Below are 22,352 nucleotides of genomic sequence, written 5' to 3'. Positions count from 1 at the left end.
GAGGAGGAAGCGAAATGTCATTACTTATTGAACCAATAGGTTTAATCAAAAATAATAGAGTCAGTTTAGAAGATGATTATTGGGGAGAAGTAATTTCTGAGATAATTTTGGATCGCACTAAATTCAAGGAAGATTGCCTTTTTGGATTAGAACAATTTTCACATATCGAAGTCATATTTTATATGAATAAAGTGGACCCTGACAAAATTCAGTTCAATGCCAGGCATCCAAGAAATCGAACGGACTGGCCAAAGGTGGGTATCTTTTCTCAGAGGGCCAAAGCCCGGCCAAATCAGATTGGTGTATCAAGATGTGAGGTGTTAAAAGTAGACGGTCTAAAGATAACTGTAAGGGCTTTGGATGCCATTGATCAAACGCCTGTTTTGGATATTAAACCGTATATGGCTGAATTTGGCCCGATTGGCCAAGTTAAACAACCCAATTGGTCAAAAGAGGTAATGGAAAACTATTATAGTAATGCGCTAACAAAATGAGCGGCGTTTCTCAGGAAAGAAAAGAACTTTTCAAAAATCGTGCATATTTTCTTTATTTTATTGCTACCACTTTTTCTTTTTTTGGTAATGGAATGCAATTTATTTCAAGTAGTTGGCTTGGATTGACCATGACCCAATCTAATTATACTATTGCGATCATCCTTATATGCTCTTCCATTCCAGGAATCATTTTATCCCCTTTTTCGGGAGTATGGGTAGATCGGTTAAATAAAAGGATACTTGCTGGTTTTTTAGATTTTTTTAGAGCACTGGTTTTATTAATTATACCGATAATTTGGTGGATGGGTGATTTGAACATTTGGCATATCTACTTAATGACATTCTTGGTAGCGGCAGGAGATGTCCTGTTCCAACCGACAATTGTAACATTAATCAGAGAAATAATACCTCGTTCCCTTTTGCTGACTGCAAATAGCACCACTCAAATAACAGCACAAATAGGTTCGGTTGTAGGAGCGGGAATAGGAGGAATTATCGTTGCATTATATGAACCTGTATGGGTCATGCTTATTAATGGATTGACATTTTTTGTATCTGGGATATGCATTCTATTAATGCCGAAATCTACCTATAAAACGAATCAAAAGCAGGGTATGGAAGTAAAAGAAACCAAGTTTTTCGAACAATTCATCGAAGAATTAAAGGTGGGGTATCGGTATATTCTACATAATAGGCAAATTTGGATTCTTTATGTTATCATGCTTTCTTATCCAATTACGCTTAGAACGATAAATTCTCTGCTACCGATCTTCTCAAAAGATGTTTTAAAAGTAGGGGCTGCCGGCTTTGGATATATAGATGCAGGCTTTGCACTAGGAGCAATAGTAGGGGGATTTTTCTTACCTGCCATTGTAAAAAGAATGGGAAATTGGTTTACTTTGGTGGGGGGGATTGGAATTTTAGGGTGCAGCATCCTGTTCTTCTCTTTATCATTTAATCTATTTACAGGCATTTTAGGGTATTTTTTGGTAGGATGCACATTTCAAACCCGCATTGCCTATTTAACAACTATACAATACCAGGTAAATATAGAAGTTCAAGGGCGAGTTCACTCCTTTTACACCACCTTTGTTTCAATATTTGCTTTATTGGTATACATCACGCTTGGAATATTGAGTGAATTGGTATCATCAAGGTTGTTATTCGTATCCCAAGGTATAATAATACTAATTGCTTCAATGGCTGCCATGTATTTTATACCGAAAAAAAGCGTCAATCAAAGCTATTCAGCATAACGGGATGAAATCATGAAAAGACCCCTTCCGATTGTGGAAAGGGTTTATTTCCATTCAATTTTAATTATCCTTCCACAATCGAGTAAGTCCCTTCGCCACCGTGGATTTCAAGGAACATGTCCATCAAGGATTTCGTTAGCTGATTTGCTTCCGTAATTGGAGTATTGGGCTGTAAATAAATGATTTGGATGGCTTTTTTCGTTTCTTCCGTGACTTTCGTGCGTTCTGAATCAACGTAAGGGCTTCCGAATGCGCCCTCATGATCGGCTGATGTAATCATATTCCCCATGGAATTCAAGCGGCCGTTCAAACCGTCATAACCATCTGACCCCTCGCCAATCTTAATCAAGATGTCTCCTGATAATTTTTCCGCATCATAAATGCCGATCGGAACTTCATATAACAGCGAGAAGAAGTTATTCAAATCGATGGCTGAATGGATGGGTGTCAAGTAATTTTGTTTTTTTACGCGGCGGTAAAGGGCTTCAACGGAGGGGCGATACCGCGACGGGTTTGTGCCTGTAGCTTTGAAGATCTCCCGCCAGACTTTAATGCCGGAAAAATCGGCCAATTCCTTTTCCTCAAGGTCGAAGAAAAGAGCTTCCTGAAATAGTTGAAGTCTCCCTTTCACCATTTGCGGGGAGGGACCTACTTCGATGTTTTCATATGTAATGATCCCAACTTTAAATTGAGGGATTTTACCGTTAAGATTAGGCGATACGGTAATTTCCAAGCGTTTCACCTCCAAAAATGATTGCAATTAGTTTATCATAGAAAGCAATGGTTTGAAATGAATTCAAGCTTCAATGGGAATACTGAATGAACGTAGGTGATTAATATGGATATGAACACATTCAAGCAAGAAGTGATTTTATATAGTAAGGAAATCGGCATCAATAAAATCGGTTTTACATCGGCCACGGCTTTTACCGAATTGAAAGGCCGGCTGATACGTCAAAAGGAACTGGATTATCAGTCAGGGTTTGAAGAAGCCGATATAGAAAAAAGGGTAAGGCCTGACTTGATATTCGATAAACCGCAATCTATCATTTCGATTGCGCTTGCTTATCCCTCGAAATTGAAGGATGCTCCGCAAAGTACAAAAGGTGAGCGTCGCGGGATCTTTTGCCGGGCTTCTTGGGGAACGGATTATCATACCGTTCTTCGTAATAAATTGCAGTTACTTGAGGATTTCATTAAAGATAAAGTGCCAGGGGCAATGACGAAGTCCATGGTTGATACGGGCGAATTATCAGATAGGGCAGTGGCTGAGCGTGCAGGGATTGGCTGGAGTGCAAAAAACAGTATGATCATCACTCCTGAATTCGGGTCTTATGTATACCTGGGCGACATGATTACCAACCTGCCATTTGAACCGGATCAGCCGATGGAAGATCAATGCGGGACATGCAATAAATGTGTCGATGTTTGCCCGACTGGTGCACTCGTTCAGGGCGGGCAACTAAATTCCAAGCGTTGCATTGCGTTCTTAACGCAGACGAAAGGCTTCCTCCCTGATGAGTTCAGGACAAAAATAGGCAATCGTTTATATGGATGTGATACATGCCAGACCGTTTGTCCGAAAAACAAAGGAAGGGATTTTCATTTTCATGAAGAGATGGAACCCGACCCTGAACTTGCGAAACCGCTGTTGAAACCACTGCTTACGATTTCAAATCGTGACTTTAAAGAGACATACGGCCATGTATCCGGCTCTTGGCGCGGAAAAAAACCAATCCAACGAAATGCCATTTTAGCATTGGCCCACTTCAAAGATGAAACGGCATTGCCCAAATTGATACAGGTGATGAAGGATGATCCTCGGCCCGTCATTCGGGGAACGGCGGCCTGGGCAGTTGGGAAAATTGGACGGGAGCAGGCCATTTCCATTTTGGAAGAAGCAAGAATGAAGGAAACGGATGAAGAGGTACTGGCGGAAATTGAGAAAGGGCTGCAGTTTACCTTGGAAACAAAATGATATATAAGATGTAGCCGCTCCGGTAAATAGTATCGAGGCGGCTTTTTGATTTAGATATTTCGCTGCCTTCAAGAAAACCCCTATAGTAATTTTCTTAGACTTAAAGTCGATTGCCCCCCACATTTTATGAAGTTGTGTTTTTGTCATGCTCTCACACATACACATTAGCATAGAAGGTAAGAAGGAGGGCATGAACTTGAGGAAACAATTACAACGCCTTTTACAAGAAAGAGTGGAGTTTTATACTTCCGATGATCTGGAACGGAGTGAAAGGAAGTTACATTTGAAAAAGGAATTGATGAGGAACCGCGCTGCGGAAATTGTTCGGGTGAATGCGGCAGGCAAGGTTCATTCGAAGAGGAAGGAAGACAGTGATACAGTCCTGACATATCATGTGCACCTGCAATATTTATTGAAACAGGAGGATTCCTTTTATATAGAAGAAGAAATGGAAGAAAGGGAGGCCCGGTTTCGAAATGGGTATATAGTGGATGAGCGTGAGCTGATTCCCAGCTTTGAAACCGAAGAGGTACCGTCAAAATGTGATCCAGGCGCAGAGCGTCTCGCATATAAGTACGATCGAATGAAGGCCGTCCAATATGCCGAGCGTTGGTGGAACGAATTCAATCCGGCTTATCATAAATTCACTGATGATTGTACGAATTACATTTCACAATGTTTACATGCAGGAGGAATACCGATGTGGGGGGCGCCAAACAAAAGTAAGGGCTGGTGGATAAGAGGGAAAAGCTGGAGTTATACATGGACGACGGCCCATTCTTTATATCATCTGCTCAGAGCAGGGAATGCCATCAGGACAAAGCAGGTGGCGTCGGCCAAGGAACTGAATTTGGGTGATATCCTCTGCATAGATTTCGAAGGGGACGGCCGGTTTGATCATAACTTGATTGTAACCGCGAAGGATCAGGATGGGGTGCCGCTTGTGAATGCACATACGATGAACAGCCGACACCGGTATTGGACCTATGAGGATTCAACTAGGTATACACCGAACATCGTTTATAAATTTTTTGTAATCTTGGATGGAGGGTGATTGGTTTTTAGTCTTTTTTGTTTAATGCTATAATTAAGGTGAAGTTCAAACTAGAGGTGAAAATGAAGTGTCAATACATGTAGTTTTATATCAACCACAGATTCCAGCAAATACAGGAAATATCGCAAGAACGTGTGCAGGGACGGATACGTCTTTACATCTCATTCGCCCGCTCGGTTTCTCAACGGATGACAAACAGCTCAAACGTGCCGGGCTCGATTACTGGGAAAATGTAAAGATTCATTATTATGATTCGTTAGAAGAGTTTTATGAAAGAAATGCCGGCGGTGAATTTTATTATTTAACGAAATTCGGAGAGCAGCCGCATTCCAGCTTCGATTACAGTGATCAAGACAGTGAGATATACTTCATTTTTGGCCGTGAAACGACGGGTCTCCCGAAAGAGCTGATCCAAGAAAATATGGATCGGTGCCTGCGGATTCCAATGACGGATAAGGTACGTTCCCTTAATCTGTCGAACACGGCAGCCATCTTGGTTTATGAAGCACTGAGACAGCAAAATTACCGTGAATTGGATTTGAAAACAAAAGGTTGAGTTTCATCCAGGCCATACTGTCATCGGGGATACTTCAGCCCCGATGATGGATACTTTACATATTCTTTAGGGGTGGGAGCAATGAATAATATTATTGAGAAGATTTTAGATCACCGTTCCATTCGTTCTTTTGAGGACAAGCCATTGTCTGAGGAGCAAATCCATACGATTGTGGAATGTGCCCAAGCTGCATCGACTTCAAGTTATATTCAAGCGTATTCAATCATAGGGGTAACCGATCCGGAAAAGAAAGGCAAGCTTGCTGAACTTGCCGGACCACAATCTTATGTAGAGAAGAATGGACATCTATTCGTCTTTTGCGCGGATTTATATCGTCAGGATATGGTTTCCGAATTGGAAAACACGGACCTGTCTGAATCGATTGAAAGTACCGAGAAATTCATGGTTGCCTGTATTGACGCTGCTCTTGCGGCTCAAAATGCAGCATTGGCAGCAGAATCGATGGATCTTGGCATTTGCTATATAGGAGGGATCCGCAATAATCTTCAGGAAGTGTCAGCGATTTTGAATATACCGCATCGCGTTATACCGTTATTCGCTCTAGTGGTCGGATACCCGAAAAATCGTTCGGACAAAAAGCCGCGTTTGCCGCTGTCCAATATCTATCATGAAAATGGATATCAGGAGGATAAGCAGGAATTCATCGAACAACTTGAAGAGTATAATGAAACGATTTCCAGCTATTATGAGCGTCGGACTAAAGGTAAACGAAAAGACACCTGGACCAAGCAAATGGCTGGCATGCTTGGAAAGAAAAGCAGGTTATATATGAAGGATTACGTGGAGAAACAAGGATTTAAGAAACATTGAACGATGAAAATGGATTTTAGGAATAGTCTTGCCATTCCCATAAGGGACATTTTTCAAAATCCTGAATTATGAGCCAAGCAGTAAAAATCTCGGAAATGTTTCCGGGATTTTTACTGTTATCCTTTGTCAGTTGGTAAATACGGGTAGGCTCAATCTTGGCAGAATTTCTTCTTGTTTTTTCACCCATGAAATTACTATTGACAATCTATTTAGATAGAATTATAGTAAATAAGTAATGGATAATGATAATCATTTTCATTTGAGTTTTTACTTGCCTATTTTTCAGTAAATGGAGGTTAAAAAATGGTTCGCCTATATACAGAGAATTTAAATATTGGTTATGGTGAACGTTTAATTGTAAAAGATCTCAGTGTGGAAATTCCAGATAAAAAAATCACAACGATCATCGGTTCAAATGGATGTGGGAAATCGACACTTTTGAAAGCAATCACCAGGATCATTCCAAATCAATCAGGTACGGTTGTTTTAGATGGGGTGAATATCTCAAAGGAAAGCACTAAGGTCCTTGCAAGGAAAATGGCCATACTTCCGCAGACACCCGAGAGTGCAAGCGGATTGACAGTCGGAGAGCTCGTATCATATGGACGCTTTCCCTATCAAAAAGGTTTTGGGCGCCTGACCCCAAAAGACTATGATGTGATTGATTGGGCACTTGAAGTGACCGGCACGAAAGACTTCAAATTCCGTCCGGTGGATGCTCTTTCAGGAGGTCAGCGCCAGCGTGTTTGGATTGCCATGGCCCTTGCCCAGGAAACGGAAATCATCTTCCTTGATGAGCCGACTACTTATTTGGATATGGCGCATCAACTGGAGGTTCTGGAATTATTACAGAGGCTGAATGTGGAACAGGGACGTACGATCGTCATGGTTCTTCATGATTTAAACCAGGCTGCTCGCTTTGCCGACTATATCATTGCCTTAAAGGACGGGGAAATAGTCAAAGCGGGAGATTGTGAAGAAGTCATCACTCATGAAGTGCTTAAGAAAGTATTCCATATTGATGCGGTTATCGGACGAGATCAACGAACGGGCAAACCAATGTGCAGCACATACAATTTATTAAAAGGAGATTTGACAACAAATGAAAAAGGTAATGATCCCGTTTATTCTGCTGTTAGTGTTAATTATTAGTGCTTGTGGTAACGAGTCAACCGAAAAAGAAAAAAGCACCGCTTCAAAAAAGGAAAAATCAGGTACCATCACATATCAATCTGAAAATGGTCCCGTTGAAGTTCCGGCAGATCCTCAGCGTGTTTTAGTACTATCTTCTTTCGCAGGTAACGTGATGGCATTGGATGTTAACCTTGTAGGGGTTGATTCCTGGTCTAAAATGAACCCGAACTTTAAAGAGTTAAAAGATGTCGAAGAAGTGACGGACGAAAACCTGGAAAAAATCATCGAGTTGGATCCGGATTTAATCGTTGGTTTATCAACGATAAAAAATGTCGATAAATTAAAGGAAATTGCTCCAACTGTAACGTATACATACGGAAAAGTGGACTATTTAACACAACATATAGAAATTGGTAAACTTTTGAATAAAGAAAAAGAAGCTCAAGCATGGGTGGATGATTTCAAAAAACGGGCAAAAACCACTGGTGATGAAATTAAGGCTAAAATTGGAGAAGATGCTACCGTTTCCGTTTTCGAAAAGTTTGACAAACAGTTCTATGTATACGGCGATAATTGGGGCCGTGGAACGGAAATCCTTTATCAAGAAATGAAATTGGGCATGCCTGAAAAGGTAAAAGAAACGGCATTGAAAGATGGTTACTTTGCTTTATCATTAGAAGTCCTGAAAGACTATGCCGGTGATTATGTGATTTTGAGCAATAACAAAGATCAGGACAATTCATTCCAACAAACAGATACGTTTAAAAACATACCTGCCGTTAAAAACAATCAACTATATGAAGCTGATGCAAAAAAATTCTACTTCAATGATCCAATAACTTTAGAATACCAATTAGACTTCTTTTCCAAAAAATTTCTTGGAAAATAATTCGAAGGAGAGGGATTCCAATTCCTCTCCTTTTATTCTATAAAAAAGAGATGAGAGAGACAGATGACTAACGAAAATCAACGTTTCATCCCATTTATATATAAACTAATCATAGGGATCACTCTATTCATAGGCATGTTCATTATTTCAATGGCATTTGGTGCGGCGGATGTTACCGTAAAAGATGTCTGGCAAGCACTGACATCGAATGCTGCTGGTGAAAAGCTTTCAATCATTCGGGAAATCCGTTTTCCTCGTGAAGTGGGGGCAATGTTTGTTGGTGCAGCACTTGCCGTTTCCGGTGCCATCATGCAGGGAATGACCAGGAACCCACTTGCTGATCCGGGGTTGCTTGGATTGACGGCAGGAGCCAATGCAGGTCTCGCCATTACTTTGGCATTTATTCCAGCAGCTAATAACTTAGGGATTATGACTGCGTGTTTTATAGGTGCCGCTGTGGGGGCAGTCATGGTTTTTGGCATTGCATCGATGAAGAAGGGTGGTTTTTCTCCTATAAGGATCGTATTGGCTGGTGCTGCAGTCTCTGCATTCCTTTTTGCTATTTCGCAAGGGGTCGGCCTTTATTTCAAAGTATCAAAAGATGTATCGATGTGGACTGCAGGCGGGAATATCGGAACATCATGGGACCAGCTTCGTGTAATCGTCCCATTCATTTTAATAGGCATCCTGATTTCCCTTATCTTTTCCAGACAGCTCACCATACTTAGCCTAAGTGAAGAAGTCGCGGTAGGATTAGGTCAGAAGACAACACAAATAAAGGCGGTTCTTTTCGTAGTCATCATTCTCCTGGCAGGCGCTGCCGTTGCACTTGTTGGAAATATGGTATTCATTGGATTGATGGTCCCCCATATGGTCCGGGCTTTCGTGGGTACGGATTATCGATTCATCCTGCCCATGTCTGCGATTTTAGGAGCCACTTTCATGCTACTTGCCGATACGATCGGCCGTACGATCAATTCTCCATATGAAACACCTGTGGTAGCGATTGTTGCGATGATAGGTTTACCTTTCTTCCTCCTAATCGTGCGTAAAGGAGGTAAAGCATTTTCATGATCCAGTCAGCTTTAGTCAAAAAACAGCGATGGATAGTAGGTGCATTGTCCGCACTCATTATCATCACGATCATTATAGGGACGTGTTCTGGATATTCGAATCTTTCTTTAGGGAGACTCTTACCAACGCTTCTCGGGCAAGGGACGTTTAAAGAGGAATTCATATTATTTTCCGTCCGCTTACCACGGATCATCATTACCATTTTAGCAGGCATGGCCCTTGCACTGTCGGGAGCCATCCTTCAAGGAATCACCCGTAATGATTTAGCCGATCCCGGAATCATCGGGATCAACTCAGGGGCTGGTGTTGCCATAGCCACTTTCTTTCTGTTTTTCCCGCTTGACGCCGGATCATTTGTTTATATGGTTCCGCTTGTCGGTTTTATCGGCGCGTTATTGACGGCCTGTTTAATATATATTCTCTCTTTTAAGAGAAGGAGCGGCCTTGAACCTGTTCGGTTAGTGTTGATCGGGGTTGGTTTTTCAATGGCCCTTTCAGGCCTGATGATTGTCCTCATTTCATCAGCGGAACGAGCCAAAGTCGATTTCATTGCAAAATGGTTGGCGGGAAATATATGGGGAACGGATTGGCCTTTCATTTGGGCGGTTCTTCCATGGTTAATCATTCTCATTCCATTCACTTTATATAAAGCAAATCGTTTGAATCTGCTTGGTTTAAGTGAACCGGTCGCAATTGGGGTCGGTGTATCGATTGAAAAGGAGCGGATCGTATTACTAATCACGGCTGTAGCACTGGCCGCGGCTGCCGTTTCTGTTACAGGCGGAATTGCATTCATTGGGCTCATGGCCCCGCATATAGCAAAATCTTTGGTAGGACCTCGAAATCAACTATTCATTCCGGTTGCCATTTTAATCGGTGGATGGCTATTGTTGCTTGCCGATACGATAGGCCGTAATATGATTGAACCCGAGGGGATCCCTGCAGGTATCATGGTTGCATTGATCGGTGCTCCTTATTTCATGTATTTATTGTTGAAAAAATAAGAACTTGCTAAAATCCCTTGAAATCTTTTAGGGGATTTTATTTTTGAGTGATTCCTTAGTTTTTTGTTTTAGTCATTGAGTATCTATATCTAACTATTTCATCAGGATTCATTCGTTTCATTTCGAAATAAAATACTAGAATAAACTTATTTGTATTTACCCGGGGTAGGGTAAGTACTTTGTTGAATCATTTTGCAGTTCTTTCATCTTTTTGCGAACGACGGTGAAATCAAAAAAATCAAAACTTAATTTTCAAACTTTGGATGTGAAAAACCGTTAAAATGATCGAAGCAAAATGATTTAACGAATGGCTAATCTTCTGCGTATCCGCTGTTCGGCAGCTTTTATGTCCCGGTTGATATCAACCTGCATAAGCTATTACATTCGTTGAATGACTTCGAAAGTGTTTTTTTCTATTTAATTGATAAGGACGCAAAAAAGGGAGACGACAAATTTAATTTGCTGTCCCCCTTTTTGAAATTTAAGAAAAGGCTGTTATTTTTTATTTCACACCTGGTTTATCGTCATACCCGGCAGTGAATATAGCGGCTAAAAATGTAATAGCAACTGCAACGATAATAACTGTGCCCATGTTGTGACCTCCCTTTACCCATATTGTCCCACTTAAGTATAGGCTTAGTATACCCTAATTTTTAGCAGGAGTGCACACAAATTTTCTTGTCAGCAAATTTGTCATCAAATCTTCAATGATTAAGCCTGTTTCGATACATGGATAATCAAGGGGGATTCGAAACAATGCACATCCACTTTTTAAAGTCTGACATGTTTGTCAGACTTGGAGCATAGATTTAAGTATTCTCTGAAAGTGACAGGGGGAGGTTCCTTAATGGATATTTTAAAGAAAATCGAAAAATTTAGAGAAGATGAACAGAAGCTGAAGTGGGAAGGCACCTTCGCAGAGTACTTGGAAATATTGAAAGAAACGCCTTTAGTTGCTCAATCTGCTCATTCACGTGTATACAACATGATCAGAGATGCAGGGATAGAGGAAGTAAATGGGACAAAGAAATACAATTTTTTCAGCGGTCAGTTGTTTGGTCTTGAAGATTCACTGGAAAGGCTCATCGAAGAATATTTCCATCCGGCGGCCAAACGTCTCGATGTCCGTAAGAGGATATTGCTTCTCATGGGTCCGGTGTCAGGAGGGAAGTCCACGCTCGTTTCTTTACTGAAGCGTGGTCTTGAAAATTATTCGTTAAAAGACACTGGTGCAATTTATGCAATAAAAGGATGCCCGATGCATGAAGATCCACTGCATCTCATTCCGCAATATTTACGGAATGATTTTTTTGAAGAATATGGAATCCGGATTGAAGGAAACCTATCGCCGCTTAATGTAATGAGGTTAGAACAGGAGTATGGGAGCAGGATTGAAGATGTGATGGTCGAGCGTATTTTCCTTTCGGAGGATAAGCGTGTTGGAATTGGGACATTCAGTCCTTCTGACCCTAAGTCACAGGATATTGCTGATTTGACGGGTAGCATCGATTTTTCTACCATAGCCGAGTACGGATCTGAATCAGATCCGCGTGCCTATCGATTTGATGGCGAGCTGAACAAGGCGAACCGCGGGATGATGGAGTTCCAGGAGATGCTGAAATGTGATGAGAAGTTCTTATGGCATTTGCTATCATTGACACAAGAGGGGAATTTTAAAGCTGGCCGTTTTGCATTGATCAGTGCAGATGAACTCATTGTGGCTCATACGAATGAAACGGAGTATAAAGCGTTCATTTCCAATAAGAAAAATGAAGCATTGCATTCCCGTATCATTGTCATGCCTATTCCCTATAATCTGAAGGTTACCGAGGAAGAGAAGATTTATGAAAAAATGATCCGTGAAAGTGATGTCTCTGATGTTCATATAGCCCCGCATACATTAAGGGTGGCGGCAATCTTCAGCATCATGACCCGCCTGAAGGATCCCAAAAAGGGCGATATCGATTTAGTGAAAAAGATGAGGCTTTATGATGGGGAAAATGTCGAAGGATTTAATTCCGCAGACATCAATGAATTGAAAAAAGAATATCAAGACGAAGGGATGAGCGGAATCGATCCGCGTTACGTGATTAACCGAATTTCCTCTACGATCATTCGTAAGGAAAATCCGTCCATTAATGCATTGGATGTACTTATGTCGTTAAAAGCAGGACTTGATCAGCATCCGTCCATTACGAACGAACTTCGGGAAAGGTATTTGAATTTCATTTCACTTGCACGTAAAGAATACGATGCCATTGCAAAAAATGAAGTGCAAAAGGCATTTGTTTATTCATATGAAGAGTCGGCGAAGATCCTCATGGATAATTATCTGGATAATGTCGAAGCATACTGCAATAAATCAAGGCTGCGCGATCCACTGACTGGGGAAGAAATCAACCCTGATGAAAAATTGATGCGCTCGATAGAAGAGCAAATTGGCATTTCTGAGAATGCAAAAAAAGCATTCCGCGAAGAAATATTGATTCGCATTTCTGCATATGCGCGTAAAGGTAAGCGATTCGATTATAATTCCCACGATCGTTTACGGGAAGCGATCCAGAAAAAACTATTCGCGGATTTGAAGGATGTCGTTAAAATCACTACTTCAACGAAGACGCCAGACGAAAGGCAACTGAAGAAAGTTAACGAAGTCATCACAAGACTTATCGACGAGCACGGATATAATTCGACTTCAGCCAATGATTTGCTGCGTTATGTGGGCAGCTTGTTAAATAGGTAATCCTTACTTTTCAAACCCCTGCCCCATGTCGGGCAGGGGTTTGAATTAGAGGAAACCAATCAGTTCCCTTCAACCTCTGAATTCCCATTGACATCATTTATCTTTTGAAGGTGTTAAAGGGTGCTCTGACAAGGAATGAGAATAATCAATCAACAAAGCACCGGGCCCTTCTGATGGGGGGAGCCCGGTGCTTTTGATTTCTATTTAGTTACATTTAAGCCATACTGTTCAATAAGTGTAATAAGTTGATCCGGTGATAGTTTGTCTCCGCTATGATCAATTTTAATTTCCCCATCATCAACATCGATGATTGCACGTTCCACACCTTCCGTTTTCAGAAGTATGGACTCCAGATTTAAGATCGGTCCTTCTGACGTTGCTTCCTTTACATAAAGGGTAGTTGTCTGCATACCTTTTGCACCTCCTTGCATTTGCTCATAATGTCTTATCTATACCCCATATTTCCATTAGATATGTTACGTTTTGGATTTGGAAATATTGGGTATCAATAAGTAGAGGTGATGGCAAATGAGTAAAGAGGAATTGAAAAAAGAACATGTTCCGGAAAATAGCTCGATGGCTAAGGACTATGAAGAGATGAAAGAACTTGGTAAGCAGATGGAAAATCAAAGGACGAATGAAGAATTGAAAGATGGGGATAAACGCCCAGGTACAGTTCAACATGAAATCGCGGAAGACAAAGATTGACGAAAATCTATACCAGAATGATTCTATCTGTGTAAAAGGGGGGCCAGAAAAACTGCTGGGACACCCTTTTTGCTGTGTTTCCTTGCTTTTTAACAAATGTCATTGGAAGTCTCTGGTTTGCAGATCCATTACTTCTTGCAAGTTCAAAAAGATATATTAAATTATTCTTGTAATCCGACAAATGAAACCTGTATAAAAAATGAACAGACCTGATGATCATAGGTCTGTTCGTTTGGAATGCTTATTTTGCAGTAACATTTAGAAAAAAAGTTTAAAGGGCCTCTAATGCCGATGTTAGGACTTGTCTAGTTCGTAGGCAAACATCCATTATTGAATTTTTTTGTAAATTATCCTGCATCGCTGCATAAGATAGAGTAATACTTTTCTTTTAATCCGTTTTTTCGCACTGTATTTTTTATTGGAAAACCGGAATGATGTGGGCATTCCCATACTAATTTATAATATGAAGGAATGATGAAAAGCGTGCAAACATTTTTAAGGGGGGAAGAGAATGTCGGAAGAGAGTAATCAACAATATGTTATCTCACAGGAAAATTGGTCCCTCCATCGGAAAGGCTATGATGATCAACAACGTCATCAGGAAAAGGTGCAGGAAGCGATCAAGAATAATTTACCTGATCTAATTTCAGAAGAAAGCATCGTAATGTCCAATGGCCGGGATGTAATCAAGATTCCCATTCGCTCCTTGGATGAATACAAAATTCGTTATAACTATGATAAAAACAAACATGTAGGGCAAGGCGATGGGGACAGTAAAGTGGGGGATGTGGTGGCAAGGGATGGCTCACCGTCCGATGCTGGAGCCGGTAAGGGCCAAGGTGCAGGTGACAAGGCCGGCGAGGATTATTATGAAGCAGAAGTGTCGATGATGGAATTGGAGGAAGCCTTGTTCAGCCAATTGGAACTCCCTAATCTTCAGAAGAAGGAACATGCGGAGCACACGCTTGAACACATCGAATTCAACGATATCCGGAAGACAGGACTAATGGGAAATATCGATAAAAAGAAAACGATGATATCGGCTTTCAAACGGAACGCCTTAAGCGGGGAACCAGGTTTTCATCCTATTTATAAGGAAGACTTTAAATTCAAAACCTGGAATGAGATTCAGAAACCTGATTCAAAAGCAGTTGTACTGGCAATGATGGATACTTCTGGGAGTATGGGGCTGTGGGAAAAATATATGGCTCGAAGCTTCTTCTTTTGGATGAACCGTTTCTTGCGGACAAAATATGAAACGGTGGAAATCGAGTTCATTGCCCATCATACCGAGGCGAAAGTTGTACCGGAAGAAGATTTCTTTTCGAAAGGGGAAAGCGGAGGTACGATTTGTTCGTCCGTATACAGAAAGGCATTAGAACTTATTGATCATAAATATGACCCCGCGAAGTTTAATATCTATCCGTTTCACTTTTCCGATGGAGACAATCTCACTTCTGATAACGTTCGATGCGTAAAGCTTGTGGAAGAACTCATGAAGGTTTCCAATATGTTTGGCTATGGGGAAGTCAATCAATACAATCGCCATTCGACATTGATGACAGCTTATAAGAATATCGACAATGAAAAATTCCGGTATTATATTCTAAAGCAAAAAGCTGACGTTTTCCACGCGATGAAGAGCTTTTTTAAAGACGAAGAAACAAAGAAATTTGCGTGACATAAGGAAAATAAGCTGGTGCTGAAGGATTCTCTATTCTGTACCCAATTAAAGATAAACCTATAATAGAAGTCTAAAAGACATGCGAATCACTTGGTGATTCACATGTCTTTTTATTTTGCATGGTTTTATTATTAGCTGAAGAAAAGTAGAAAGACATTTGAAATCGGAAGCTACAAAGAGTTTAAAGAAGTGTATAATCGATGGAAAGCAGGAGAATTGACTGTATATTTGTAACGCAACATATAGGATTAAAGAAAACACCTGTAGAAAGGATGAAGTACTTGATTATATTATAGACAAATTGCTTTTAAAAAGCATTTGGCGCTGTAAAAGAGGTTTTTATCATGCATAAGCTAACACAACTGTAGATTCATTCTTTTTAAACTATGATTCGACCCAATTTCTTTATAAAGTTGTGAAAATTGAATTTTGAGTCAAAGAATAGAAAAATGTATTTCTGTTGAATCGAGGTGTTTAAATGGATCTAATGGATATTCAGCCTGTTGTTCAGCGGATAGCGGATGCAATTGCGGCTGTCTTGAAGATTGAAGTGGAGATTGCAAACCATCACTTTATAAGAGTTGCAGGTACTGGAGAGCAAAAAACAAGTATTCTCCATAAGATGGAAGGCGATTTAGTTTATCAATCTGCCATACGTACAGGACAGCCAGTAATTATCGAAAACCCAGGGTATGAGCAGGTTTGTGAAAGATGCAGGTTTTACGGGAATTGTTCGGAAACAGGAGAAATTTGTGCACCTATTACCTATAAAGACCAAGCTTTAGGTGTAATAGGATTATTGGCTTTTGACCAGGAGCAGCGAAGGCGCTTGTTTGAAAATACTGAAGGTATCTTAACCTTTCTGAAAAAAATGGCTGATCTTTTATCGAGTAAATTACATGAGCATGATATGATTCGACAACTTACAAGAAGTTCAGAAAAGATGGATAAAATCATGAATCTCTTTAATCAAGGAATTATTGTAATAAATGAAAGGGGATGGCATCAAGAAATAAATTTAAAAGCAAAAATGTTATTAGGTATGGATGATGGATCTTCTCTTCCAATGCAAGTGGAAAAGTTATTAAGAGGTATAGTTCAGAAATCGGGAGAATTTAGCCAAACTATTTCTCTCACCATAAGGAAACAAAAGAAAACTTTGTTTATTATCAAACAAAAACTCGCTGGAGTTGAACCATATTCAGAATATCTAATAAGTATTCAAGACGTTAATGAAATTCGTAATCTTGCAGAAAAGGCTACAGAGGAACAAAAGAAACCGTTTGATCAAATAATTGGTGTAAGCCCTTCGATATTAGAGGTTAAAGAATATGCATTTAAAGTTTCACAATCTAATTCTACAGTTTTAATTCAAGGAGAAAGCGGGACGGGTAAAGAGGAATTTGCTAAAGCAATACATAAAGCAAGTATGCGGAAAGAGGAACCATTTATAACGGTTAATTGTGGCGCTATTCCGGAGAATTTATTAGAGAGTGAGTTATTCGGGTATGAAAAAGGGGCATTTACGGGTGCTAATAACAAAGGGAAATTAGGAAAGTTTGAGTTGGCAAATAAAGGTTCTATTTTTCTGGATGAAATCGGGGAAATGCCGCAGCTTCTTCAAGTTAAATTACTGCGTGTTTTGCAAGAAAGAGAAATAGAACATCTTGGTGGAACGCACCCTATCCCGGTTGACGTCCGGATTATTGCAGCAACGAATAAAGACTTGCAAGAAATGGTGAGTATGGGTGATTTTAGAGAAGATTTATACTTTAGATTAAACGTTATTCCAATCACCATTCCTCCTCTGCGAAGCCGGAAAGAAGATATTCTTGCTCTCAGTGATCACTTTATTACTAAATTCAATGAACTTTTTCAAGCGAATGTATTGGGGATGGAGATAGGGGTCAAGGAACTAATGATAAATTATCCATGGAAGGGAAATGTCCGGGAATTAAAAAACTTTATTGAGTACTTATTTAATTTCATAACAAATGGGTGGATTACAATGGAAGAAGCTGAGGCTTTAATTCATCGTAAATTATCCATTAATAAGCAGAGTATTCCTAGAGCTACATCATCCTTTTCCCTTGTTGAGATGGAAAAGGAAATGATTAAAAAGGCTATTAATTTTGTACATTATCATAATCTTAATATTGAGGATGCCAGTGATTTATTAGGAATCGGAAGAGCCACATTATTTCGGAAAATTAAGAAGTATCAAATTGATACTTAATCTCAAATTGATACTTCTTCCTTATTTATATAAAAAACTGAATCTTTAGATAAAACGACAACCATGCGCGTATCAAAATGAGACGCGCATGGTTGTCGTTTTTGTTTAATTCTCTAATTCTTAAGGCTTTACCAAATTGGCATGAATTTTGCTTTTTAATATTATTGAACACACTAAAGGAGGATAAATTTATGATTCAGCAAGTTAACACAAAATATGGACCAACAGCCGTTGGTCCATATTAACAAGCAGTTATAGTCTATTTATCAGGCATGTTGCCATTGGATATTGAAAATGGAAATATTGTAGGAAATACAGCAGCTGAGCAAACAGAACAAATAATCAAAAACATTGCTGGTTTGTTATCGGAGTTGAATCTTACATTGGAAGATATTATAAAAACAACAATTTTTCTGGATTCAATCGAATCATTTCAAAGCGTCAATGAAGTATAAGGTTCATATTTTTCTCTACATAAACCTGTAAGGAGTTGTGTAGAGGTTTCAGCTATTCCGAAAGGAGCATTAGTTGAAATAGAAGTAATCGCCACATTAAATTAGGAGGGGTATTCATGCAAAAAACAGTACAAACCGATATAAAGTGGATCAATAATAATTACTATTCAACTGAATTAAACGATGAGGAATTATCATTTTTTCAAGAAAAAGAAATAGAAACAGTTCATGAGTTTCAAAAAACCCATAGCTCATACTCGGAAACTCCTTTATACCATTTGAAAAATTTAGCCGAACATTTGAATGTTGCAGATATAAGAGTAAAAGATGAGTCATATAGATTTGGCCTCAATGCTTTTAAAGTGATGGGGGGGATTTACGCAGTTGCTAAGTACTTGGCTTATCGTCTAGAAGAAAATATTGAAAACCTTTCTTTTAAGGCATTACAATCGTCAACATATAGAGAAAAGCTTGGTGAATTGACATTTATTTCAGCAACGGATGGAAATCACGGCCGTGGGGTTGCATGGGCAGCAAGGGAACTTGGCCATAAATCTGTTATATATATGCCAAAAGGATCATCATTACACAGACTGGATGCGATTCGCAAAGAGGGGGCTGTGGCAGATATTACAGAATTAAATTACGATGATTCTGTTAGGATGTGTGCAGACTTAGCAAATGATAATGGATGGATCATGATTCAAGATACTGCCTGGGAGGGATATGAACATATTCCGCTGTGGATTATGCAAGGGTATGCATCCATGGCGAAGGAAGTGATAGAACAATTAAAAGCGGAGGGTGGGCAACAACCGACACATATCTTTCTTCAAGCTGGTGTAGGTTCTTTTGCGGGGGCTATAGCTGCCTACATGAGACAGAATTATAAACATAATCAGCCAATCATCATTGTGGTCGAGCCAGATAAAGCAGATTGTTATTATCAATCTTTTGCAAGTAAAGGCGGGAATAGAGAAATCGTGACTGGAGAAATGAACACAATTATGGCAGGCTTGGCTTGCGGGGAGCCTAATATAAGAGCTTTTCGTTTACTTCGCCAATACGCCAAGGGTTCGTTTTCATGCAACGATAATATTACTGCACTTGGAATGCGAGTATACGGTAATCCATTAAAGAGTGACCCACGAGTGGTCTCGGGGGAATCAGGAGCAGTAACACTTGGTTTGTTATATTATTTGCGGAGAATGACGAATGATCCTCAAATATGCCAAGACATATTATTAGACTCTAATTCTCGGGTTCTGCTTATAAGCACTGAAGGTGATACGGATCCTTCGCATTATCAAAAAGTAGTATGGGAAGGTTATTATCCAAATTGATTTTTTGAAAAGCCAAGTGTAAATATGAAGGAGGAGATATGTATGTTATCTGAAAAAAGGAAACGAAATGTAATCGACCTTTGCCAGTCATTAGTAAGAATAGAAAGTTATTCTGGTCAGGAAGGCGTAATTGCGAACCAAATTCAATCATACGCAAAACAAAACGGCTTTGATAATGTAATTGTAGATGAGTTAGGGAACGTCATGCTTGTCATGGTAGGGAATCAACCAGGTCCAACTGTATTGTTGGATGGCCATATTGATACAGTACCCGTGCATCATGGTCAGTGGACACATGATCCTTTTTCAGGACGAATAAAAGACGGGAAAATATTCGGGAGAGGAACATCAGATATGAAGGGTGCAGTCAGCGCCATGATTTCCTCTAGTTTACATTTTGCTGAAGATACTAGAAAATCCTTTCCCGGAAAAGTAGTAGTTTCCTGTAGTGTTCACGAAGAGTGTTTTGAAGGTGTAGCAACAAGACGTGTTAATGAATTAATGAACCCAGATTATGTTGTGATAGGGGAGGCTACAAATTTAAAACTTAACCGTGGACAGAGAGGCCGAGCAGAAATAGTCATTGAAACGGTTGGAAAACCTGCTCATTCCTCTAATCCAGAGAAGGGGATAAATGCTGTATATCAAATGATGAAACTTATTTCAGCCATTCGCCAATTGCCAGTCATGGAGCATAAAGTCATGGGACAAGGAATTCTTGAATTAACAGACATTAAATCATCCCCATATCCAGGAGCGTCAGTGGTTCCATCGATATGTACGGCAACATTTGACCGCCGTTTATTAGTTGGGGAAACAAAAGAATCTGTTTTGAATCCTATTGTTAAATTAATTGATAAGCTCAGTTCAGAAGATCAGGCATTTAAAGCAACAGTAAAATATGCAAAAGGAGAGGAAAGCTGTTATACGGGATCCTTAATAAGTGATGAACGGTTTTTCCCAGGCTGGTTATTCGATGATGACGTAGATTTTGTACAAAGGACTTATAAAGAACTGGTTTCCATTGGACTACCAATAGAATTATCACATTATTCCTTTTGCACAAATGGAAGTCATTTTGCTGGGGAAGCAAATATTCCGACTATTGGCTTCGGACCCTCACTAGAATCTCTAGCTCATATTGATGACGAATATATAGAGATAGATCAATTGGTCAAAGCTACAGCAGGATACACAGCCATAATAAAGGCACTAACATCAGTAAAATCTATAGAAAAGGAGAATGTAAAATATGTATGATCTTATTATTCGAAATGGGAAAATCATTGATGGTACAGGGTCACCATGGTATTACGGAGATATAGCTATAAACAAAGGGGAAATTATAAAGATAGGGAAATTGATGAATTGCCGATCGAAAGAAGATATTGATGCAAAACATCAAGTTGTAAGTCCTGGATTTATAGATATGCATACTCATTCCGATTTAGTTATTCTTGACGAACCTTTGATTGAAGCAAAAGTTCGACAGGGGATTACGACAGATCTCCTTGGACAGGATGGAATTGCGGCAGCTCCTTTACCCAAAAAGTATGTGTCACCATGGAGAAAAAATTTAGCAGGATTAGATGGTACACCTCCGATTGATTGGGATTGGACAACAATCGAAGAGTATCTAAAGAAAATTGAAGCTAATAAACCCAGTTATAATTTAGCTGTTCTTGCTCCACATGGCAATATTCGAATGGAAGTTATGGGCCTTGATAACCGACCAGCAACAGATGAAGAAATAAGAAAGATGCAGGTAGTACTCCGTCGTTCATTAGATGAAGGAGCTGTTGGTTTATCAACTGGATTGATATATCCACCTTGCTGTTTTGCAGAAATGAAAGAACTAGAGGCCTTATGTGAAGTGATCGCAGAATATGGAGTTCCCTTAGTAATCCATCAACGCAGTGAAGGCGATGAAATCTTAGAATCTATGCAAGAATTAATTGATATGATGAAGAGATGTGGAGCACATCTGCATTTTTCACATTTAAAGAATTGTGGGAAGGATAATTGGGATAAGACACCACAAGTGTTAAAGAAAATTGACAATGCTCGCGAAGATGGCCTGGAAGTAACGTTTGATCAGTATCCATATACTGCTGGAAGTACAATGTTAAGCGCGATCCTACCTCCTTGGGCTCATAATGGGGGAACTGAGGAGATGCTAAAAAGACTTAAAGATCCGGGTATGCGCAAAGTTATGATTCAGGAAATGGCTACGGCATTCAAGGGTTGGGATAGTATGTCAAAGTGGGCAGGATGGGACGGGATTGTCATTACCTCCGTTGTATCAAATGAGAAGCAAAACTATGTTGGAAAGACAATTGTAGAGATCGCAGATATAGAAGGCCGTAAAGACTATGCGGGTGTTGCTTTAGATTTAATCTTATATGAAAGAAACGCGGTTGGGATGATAGATTTTGTAATGAATGAAGATTCAGTGAAAATGGTTCTAGCACATCCGGCCGGTACTATTGGAAGCGACGGTTTACTCGGGGGAGAGCCACACCCAAGAGCATATGGTTCTTTTCCTAGAATCCTTGGGAAATATGTAAGAGATGAGAAAATTTTATCTTTAGAGAATATGATTCGAAGAATGACCTCGCAACCAGCGAGAATCATCGGTCTGCAGGACAGAGGAATTATCAGAGAAGGGATGGCAGCGGATATTGTCATATTTGATCCAAATCAAATAGTCGATCAGGCGACCTACGAAAATTCTAGGCAATACAACATAGGTATTGATACAGTTATCGTTAATGGCCAAATTATTATCCAGGGTCAGCGTGCCTATCAGAAGCCGGCCGGAAAAGTTTTCAGAAGAAGTTATCGGAATATTGAAATAGAAATAATTGAGGGGAATCAAGATAAAAGCTTATTTATTAAATGACTCATTGAGCA

General features: G+C 39.8%; 19 protein-coding genes and 1 pseudogene. 18 read left to right on the top strand and 2 right to left on the bottom strand.

Annotated elements, in window-relative coordinates; translation table 11 throughout:
- The first annotated feature begins 14 nt into the window (after window positions 1-14).
- Together IOC57_RS02820 and IOC57_RS02815 are read left to right on the top strand one after the other, a co-directional pair.
- The gene (locus IOC57_RS02820) at window positions 15-494 is read left to right on the top strand and encodes an SAM-dependent methyltransferase (RefSeq protein ID WP_207437321.1); all 480 of its coding nucleotides are present in this window, start codon (window positions 15-17) and stop codon (window positions 492-494) included.
- Entirely contained in the window at window positions 491-1,750 is a 1,260-nt protein-coding gene (locus IOC57_RS02815; RefSeq protein WP_207437320.1) for an MFS transporter, read from the top strand. The genes IOC57_RS02820 and IOC57_RS02815 overlap by 4 nt, the downstream gene beginning before the upstream one ends.
- 64 nt (window positions 1,751-1,814) lie before the next feature.
- Here the strand turns inward: IOC57_RS02815 and IOC57_RS02810 are convergent, their stop codons facing one another.
- Window positions 1,815-2,483, bottom strand: coding sequence for a B3/B4 domain-containing protein (locus IOC57_RS02810; protein WP_207437319.1), 669 nt, complete (start codon window positions 2,481-2,483; stop codon window positions 1,815-1,817).
- Between the two features lie 105 nt (window positions 2,484-2,588).
- Between IOC57_RS02810 and queG the strand changes: the two genes are divergently transcribed.
- From queG to IOC57_RS02765, 9 genes are all read left to right on the top strand, one after another.
- Window positions 2,589-3,728, top strand: a complete 1,140-nt coding sequence (queG, locus tag IOC57_RS02805) for a tRNA epoxyqueuosine(34) reductase QueG (protein ID WP_207437318.1) — start codon at window positions 2,589-2,591, stop codon at window positions 3,726-3,728.
- A 196-nt stretch (window positions 3,729-3,924) separates the two neighbouring features.
- Window positions 3,925-4,782 carry an amidase domain-containing protein gene (locus IOC57_RS02800; RefSeq protein ID WP_207437317.1) on the top strand — a complete coding sequence of 286 codons (858 nt, stop codon included), beginning with the start codon at window positions 3,925-3,927 and terminating at the stop codon, window positions 4,780-4,782.
- 67 nt (window positions 4,783-4,849) lie between these two features.
- A complete protein-coding gene (trmL, locus tag IOC57_RS02795; RefSeq protein WP_098370923.1) occupies window positions 4,850-5,338 on the top strand; it encodes a tRNA (uridine(34)/cytosine(34)/5-carboxymethylaminomethyluridine(34)-2'-O)-methyltransferase TrmL in 489 nt (162 codons plus the stop codon).
- A gap of 81 nt (window positions 5,339-5,419) precedes the next feature.
- Window positions 5,420-6,169, top strand: a complete 750-nt coding sequence (gene nfsA, locus IOC57_RS02790) for an oxygen-insensitive NADPH nitroreductase (protein WP_207437316.1) — start codon at window positions 5,420-5,422, stop codon at window positions 6,167-6,169.
- Window positions 6,170-6,472: 303 nt separating this feature from the next.
- On the top strand, window positions 6,473-7,321 hold the full coding sequence (locus tag IOC57_RS02785; protein WP_207437315.1) for an ABC transporter ATP-binding protein: 849 nt from the start codon (window positions 6,473-6,475) through the stop codon (window positions 7,319-7,321).
- Window positions 7,272-8,192, top strand: a complete 921-nt coding sequence (locus IOC57_RS02780) for an iron-hydroxamate ABC transporter substrate-binding protein (RefSeq protein ID WP_207437314.1) — start codon at window positions 7,272-7,274, stop codon at window positions 8,190-8,192. The genes IOC57_RS02785 and IOC57_RS02780 overlap by 50 nt, the downstream gene beginning before the upstream one ends.
- A gap of 63 nt (window positions 8,193-8,255) precedes the next feature.
- Window positions 8,256-9,266, top strand: a complete 1,011-nt coding sequence (locus IOC57_RS02775; protein ID WP_207437313.1) for a FecCD family ABC transporter permease — start codon at window positions 8,256-8,258, stop codon at window positions 9,264-9,266.
- Window positions 9,263-10,270, top strand: coding sequence for a FecCD family ABC transporter permease (locus tag IOC57_RS02770; RefSeq protein ID WP_207437312.1), 1,008 nt, complete (start codon window positions 9,263-9,265; stop codon window positions 10,268-10,270). The genes IOC57_RS02775 and IOC57_RS02770 overlap by 4 nt, the downstream gene beginning before the upstream one ends.
- Window positions 10,271-11,117: 847 nt before the next feature.
- On the top strand, window positions 11,118-13,013 hold the full coding sequence (locus IOC57_RS02765; protein WP_207437311.1) for a PrkA family serine protein kinase: 1,896 nt from the start codon (window positions 11,118-11,120) through the stop codon (window positions 13,011-13,013).
- Between the two features lie 200 nt (window positions 13,014-13,213).
- Here IOC57_RS02765 and IOC57_RS02760 read toward each other — a convergent pair whose 3' ends face one another.
- Entirely contained in the window at window positions 13,214-13,423 is a 210-nt protein-coding gene (locus IOC57_RS02760) for a hypothetical protein (protein WP_286184474.1), read from the bottom strand.
- Between the two features lie 118 nt (window positions 13,424-13,541).
- Between IOC57_RS02760 and IOC57_RS02755 the strand changes: the two genes are divergently transcribed.
- The 7 genes and pseudogenes from IOC57_RS02755 to IOC57_RS02725 all read left to right on the top strand — a co-directional run bounded on the left by IOC57_RS02755 (window position 13,542) and on the right by IOC57_RS02725 (window position 22,341).
- Complete coding sequence (locus IOC57_RS02755; RefSeq protein WP_207437309.1) at window positions 13,542-13,721, top strand: hypothetical protein; 180 nt, start codon at window positions 13,542-13,544, stop codon at window positions 13,719-13,721.
- 511 nt (window positions 13,722-14,232) lie between these two features.
- Window positions 14,233-15,402, top strand: a complete 1,170-nt coding sequence (yhbH, locus tag IOC57_RS02750) for a sporulation protein YhbH (protein WP_207437308.1) — start codon at window positions 14,233-14,235, stop codon at window positions 15,400-15,402.
- A 481-nt stretch (window positions 15,403-15,883) separates the two neighbouring features.
- Window positions 15,884-17,641 carry a sigma 54-interacting transcriptional regulator gene (locus IOC57_RS02745; protein WP_207437307.1) on the top strand — a complete coding sequence of 586 codons (1,758 nt, stop codon included), beginning with the start codon at window positions 15,884-15,886 and terminating at the stop codon, window positions 17,639-17,641.
- A gap of 254 nt (window positions 17,642-17,895) precedes the next feature.
- Window positions 17,896-18,201, top strand: a pseudogene (locus IOC57_RS02740) (Rid family detoxifying hydrolase).
- Between the two features lie 11 nt (window positions 18,202-18,212).
- Window positions 18,213-19,439, top strand: a complete 1,227-nt coding sequence (gene dpaL, locus IOC57_RS02735; protein ID WP_207437306.1) for a diaminopropionate ammonia-lyase — start codon at window positions 18,213-18,215, stop codon at window positions 19,437-19,439.
- A gap of 24 nt (window positions 19,440-19,463) precedes the next feature.
- Window positions 19,464-20,699: a YgeY family selenium metabolism-linked hydrolase gene (locus IOC57_RS02730; RefSeq protein ID WP_286184473.1), complete on the top strand. Its 1,236-nt coding sequence runs from the start codon at window positions 19,464-19,466 to the stop codon at window positions 20,697-20,699.
- Window positions 20,692-22,341, top strand: coding sequence for an N-acyl-D-amino-acid deacylase family protein (locus tag IOC57_RS02725; RefSeq protein ID WP_207437304.1), 1,650 nt, complete (start codon window positions 20,692-20,694; stop codon window positions 22,339-22,341). Before IOC57_RS02730 ends, IOC57_RS02725 begins: the two co-directional genes overlap by 8 nt.
- Window positions 22,342-22,352 lie beyond the last annotated feature (11 nt).

Source organism: Bacillus sp. SD075 (assembly GCF_017355165.1).
GTDB lineage: Bacteria > Bacillota > Bacilli > Bacillales > DSM-1321 > Peribacillus.
The sequence above is the reverse complement of the archived record's forward strand: the minus strand, read 5'-3'. Positions and strand labels throughout refer to the sequence as shown.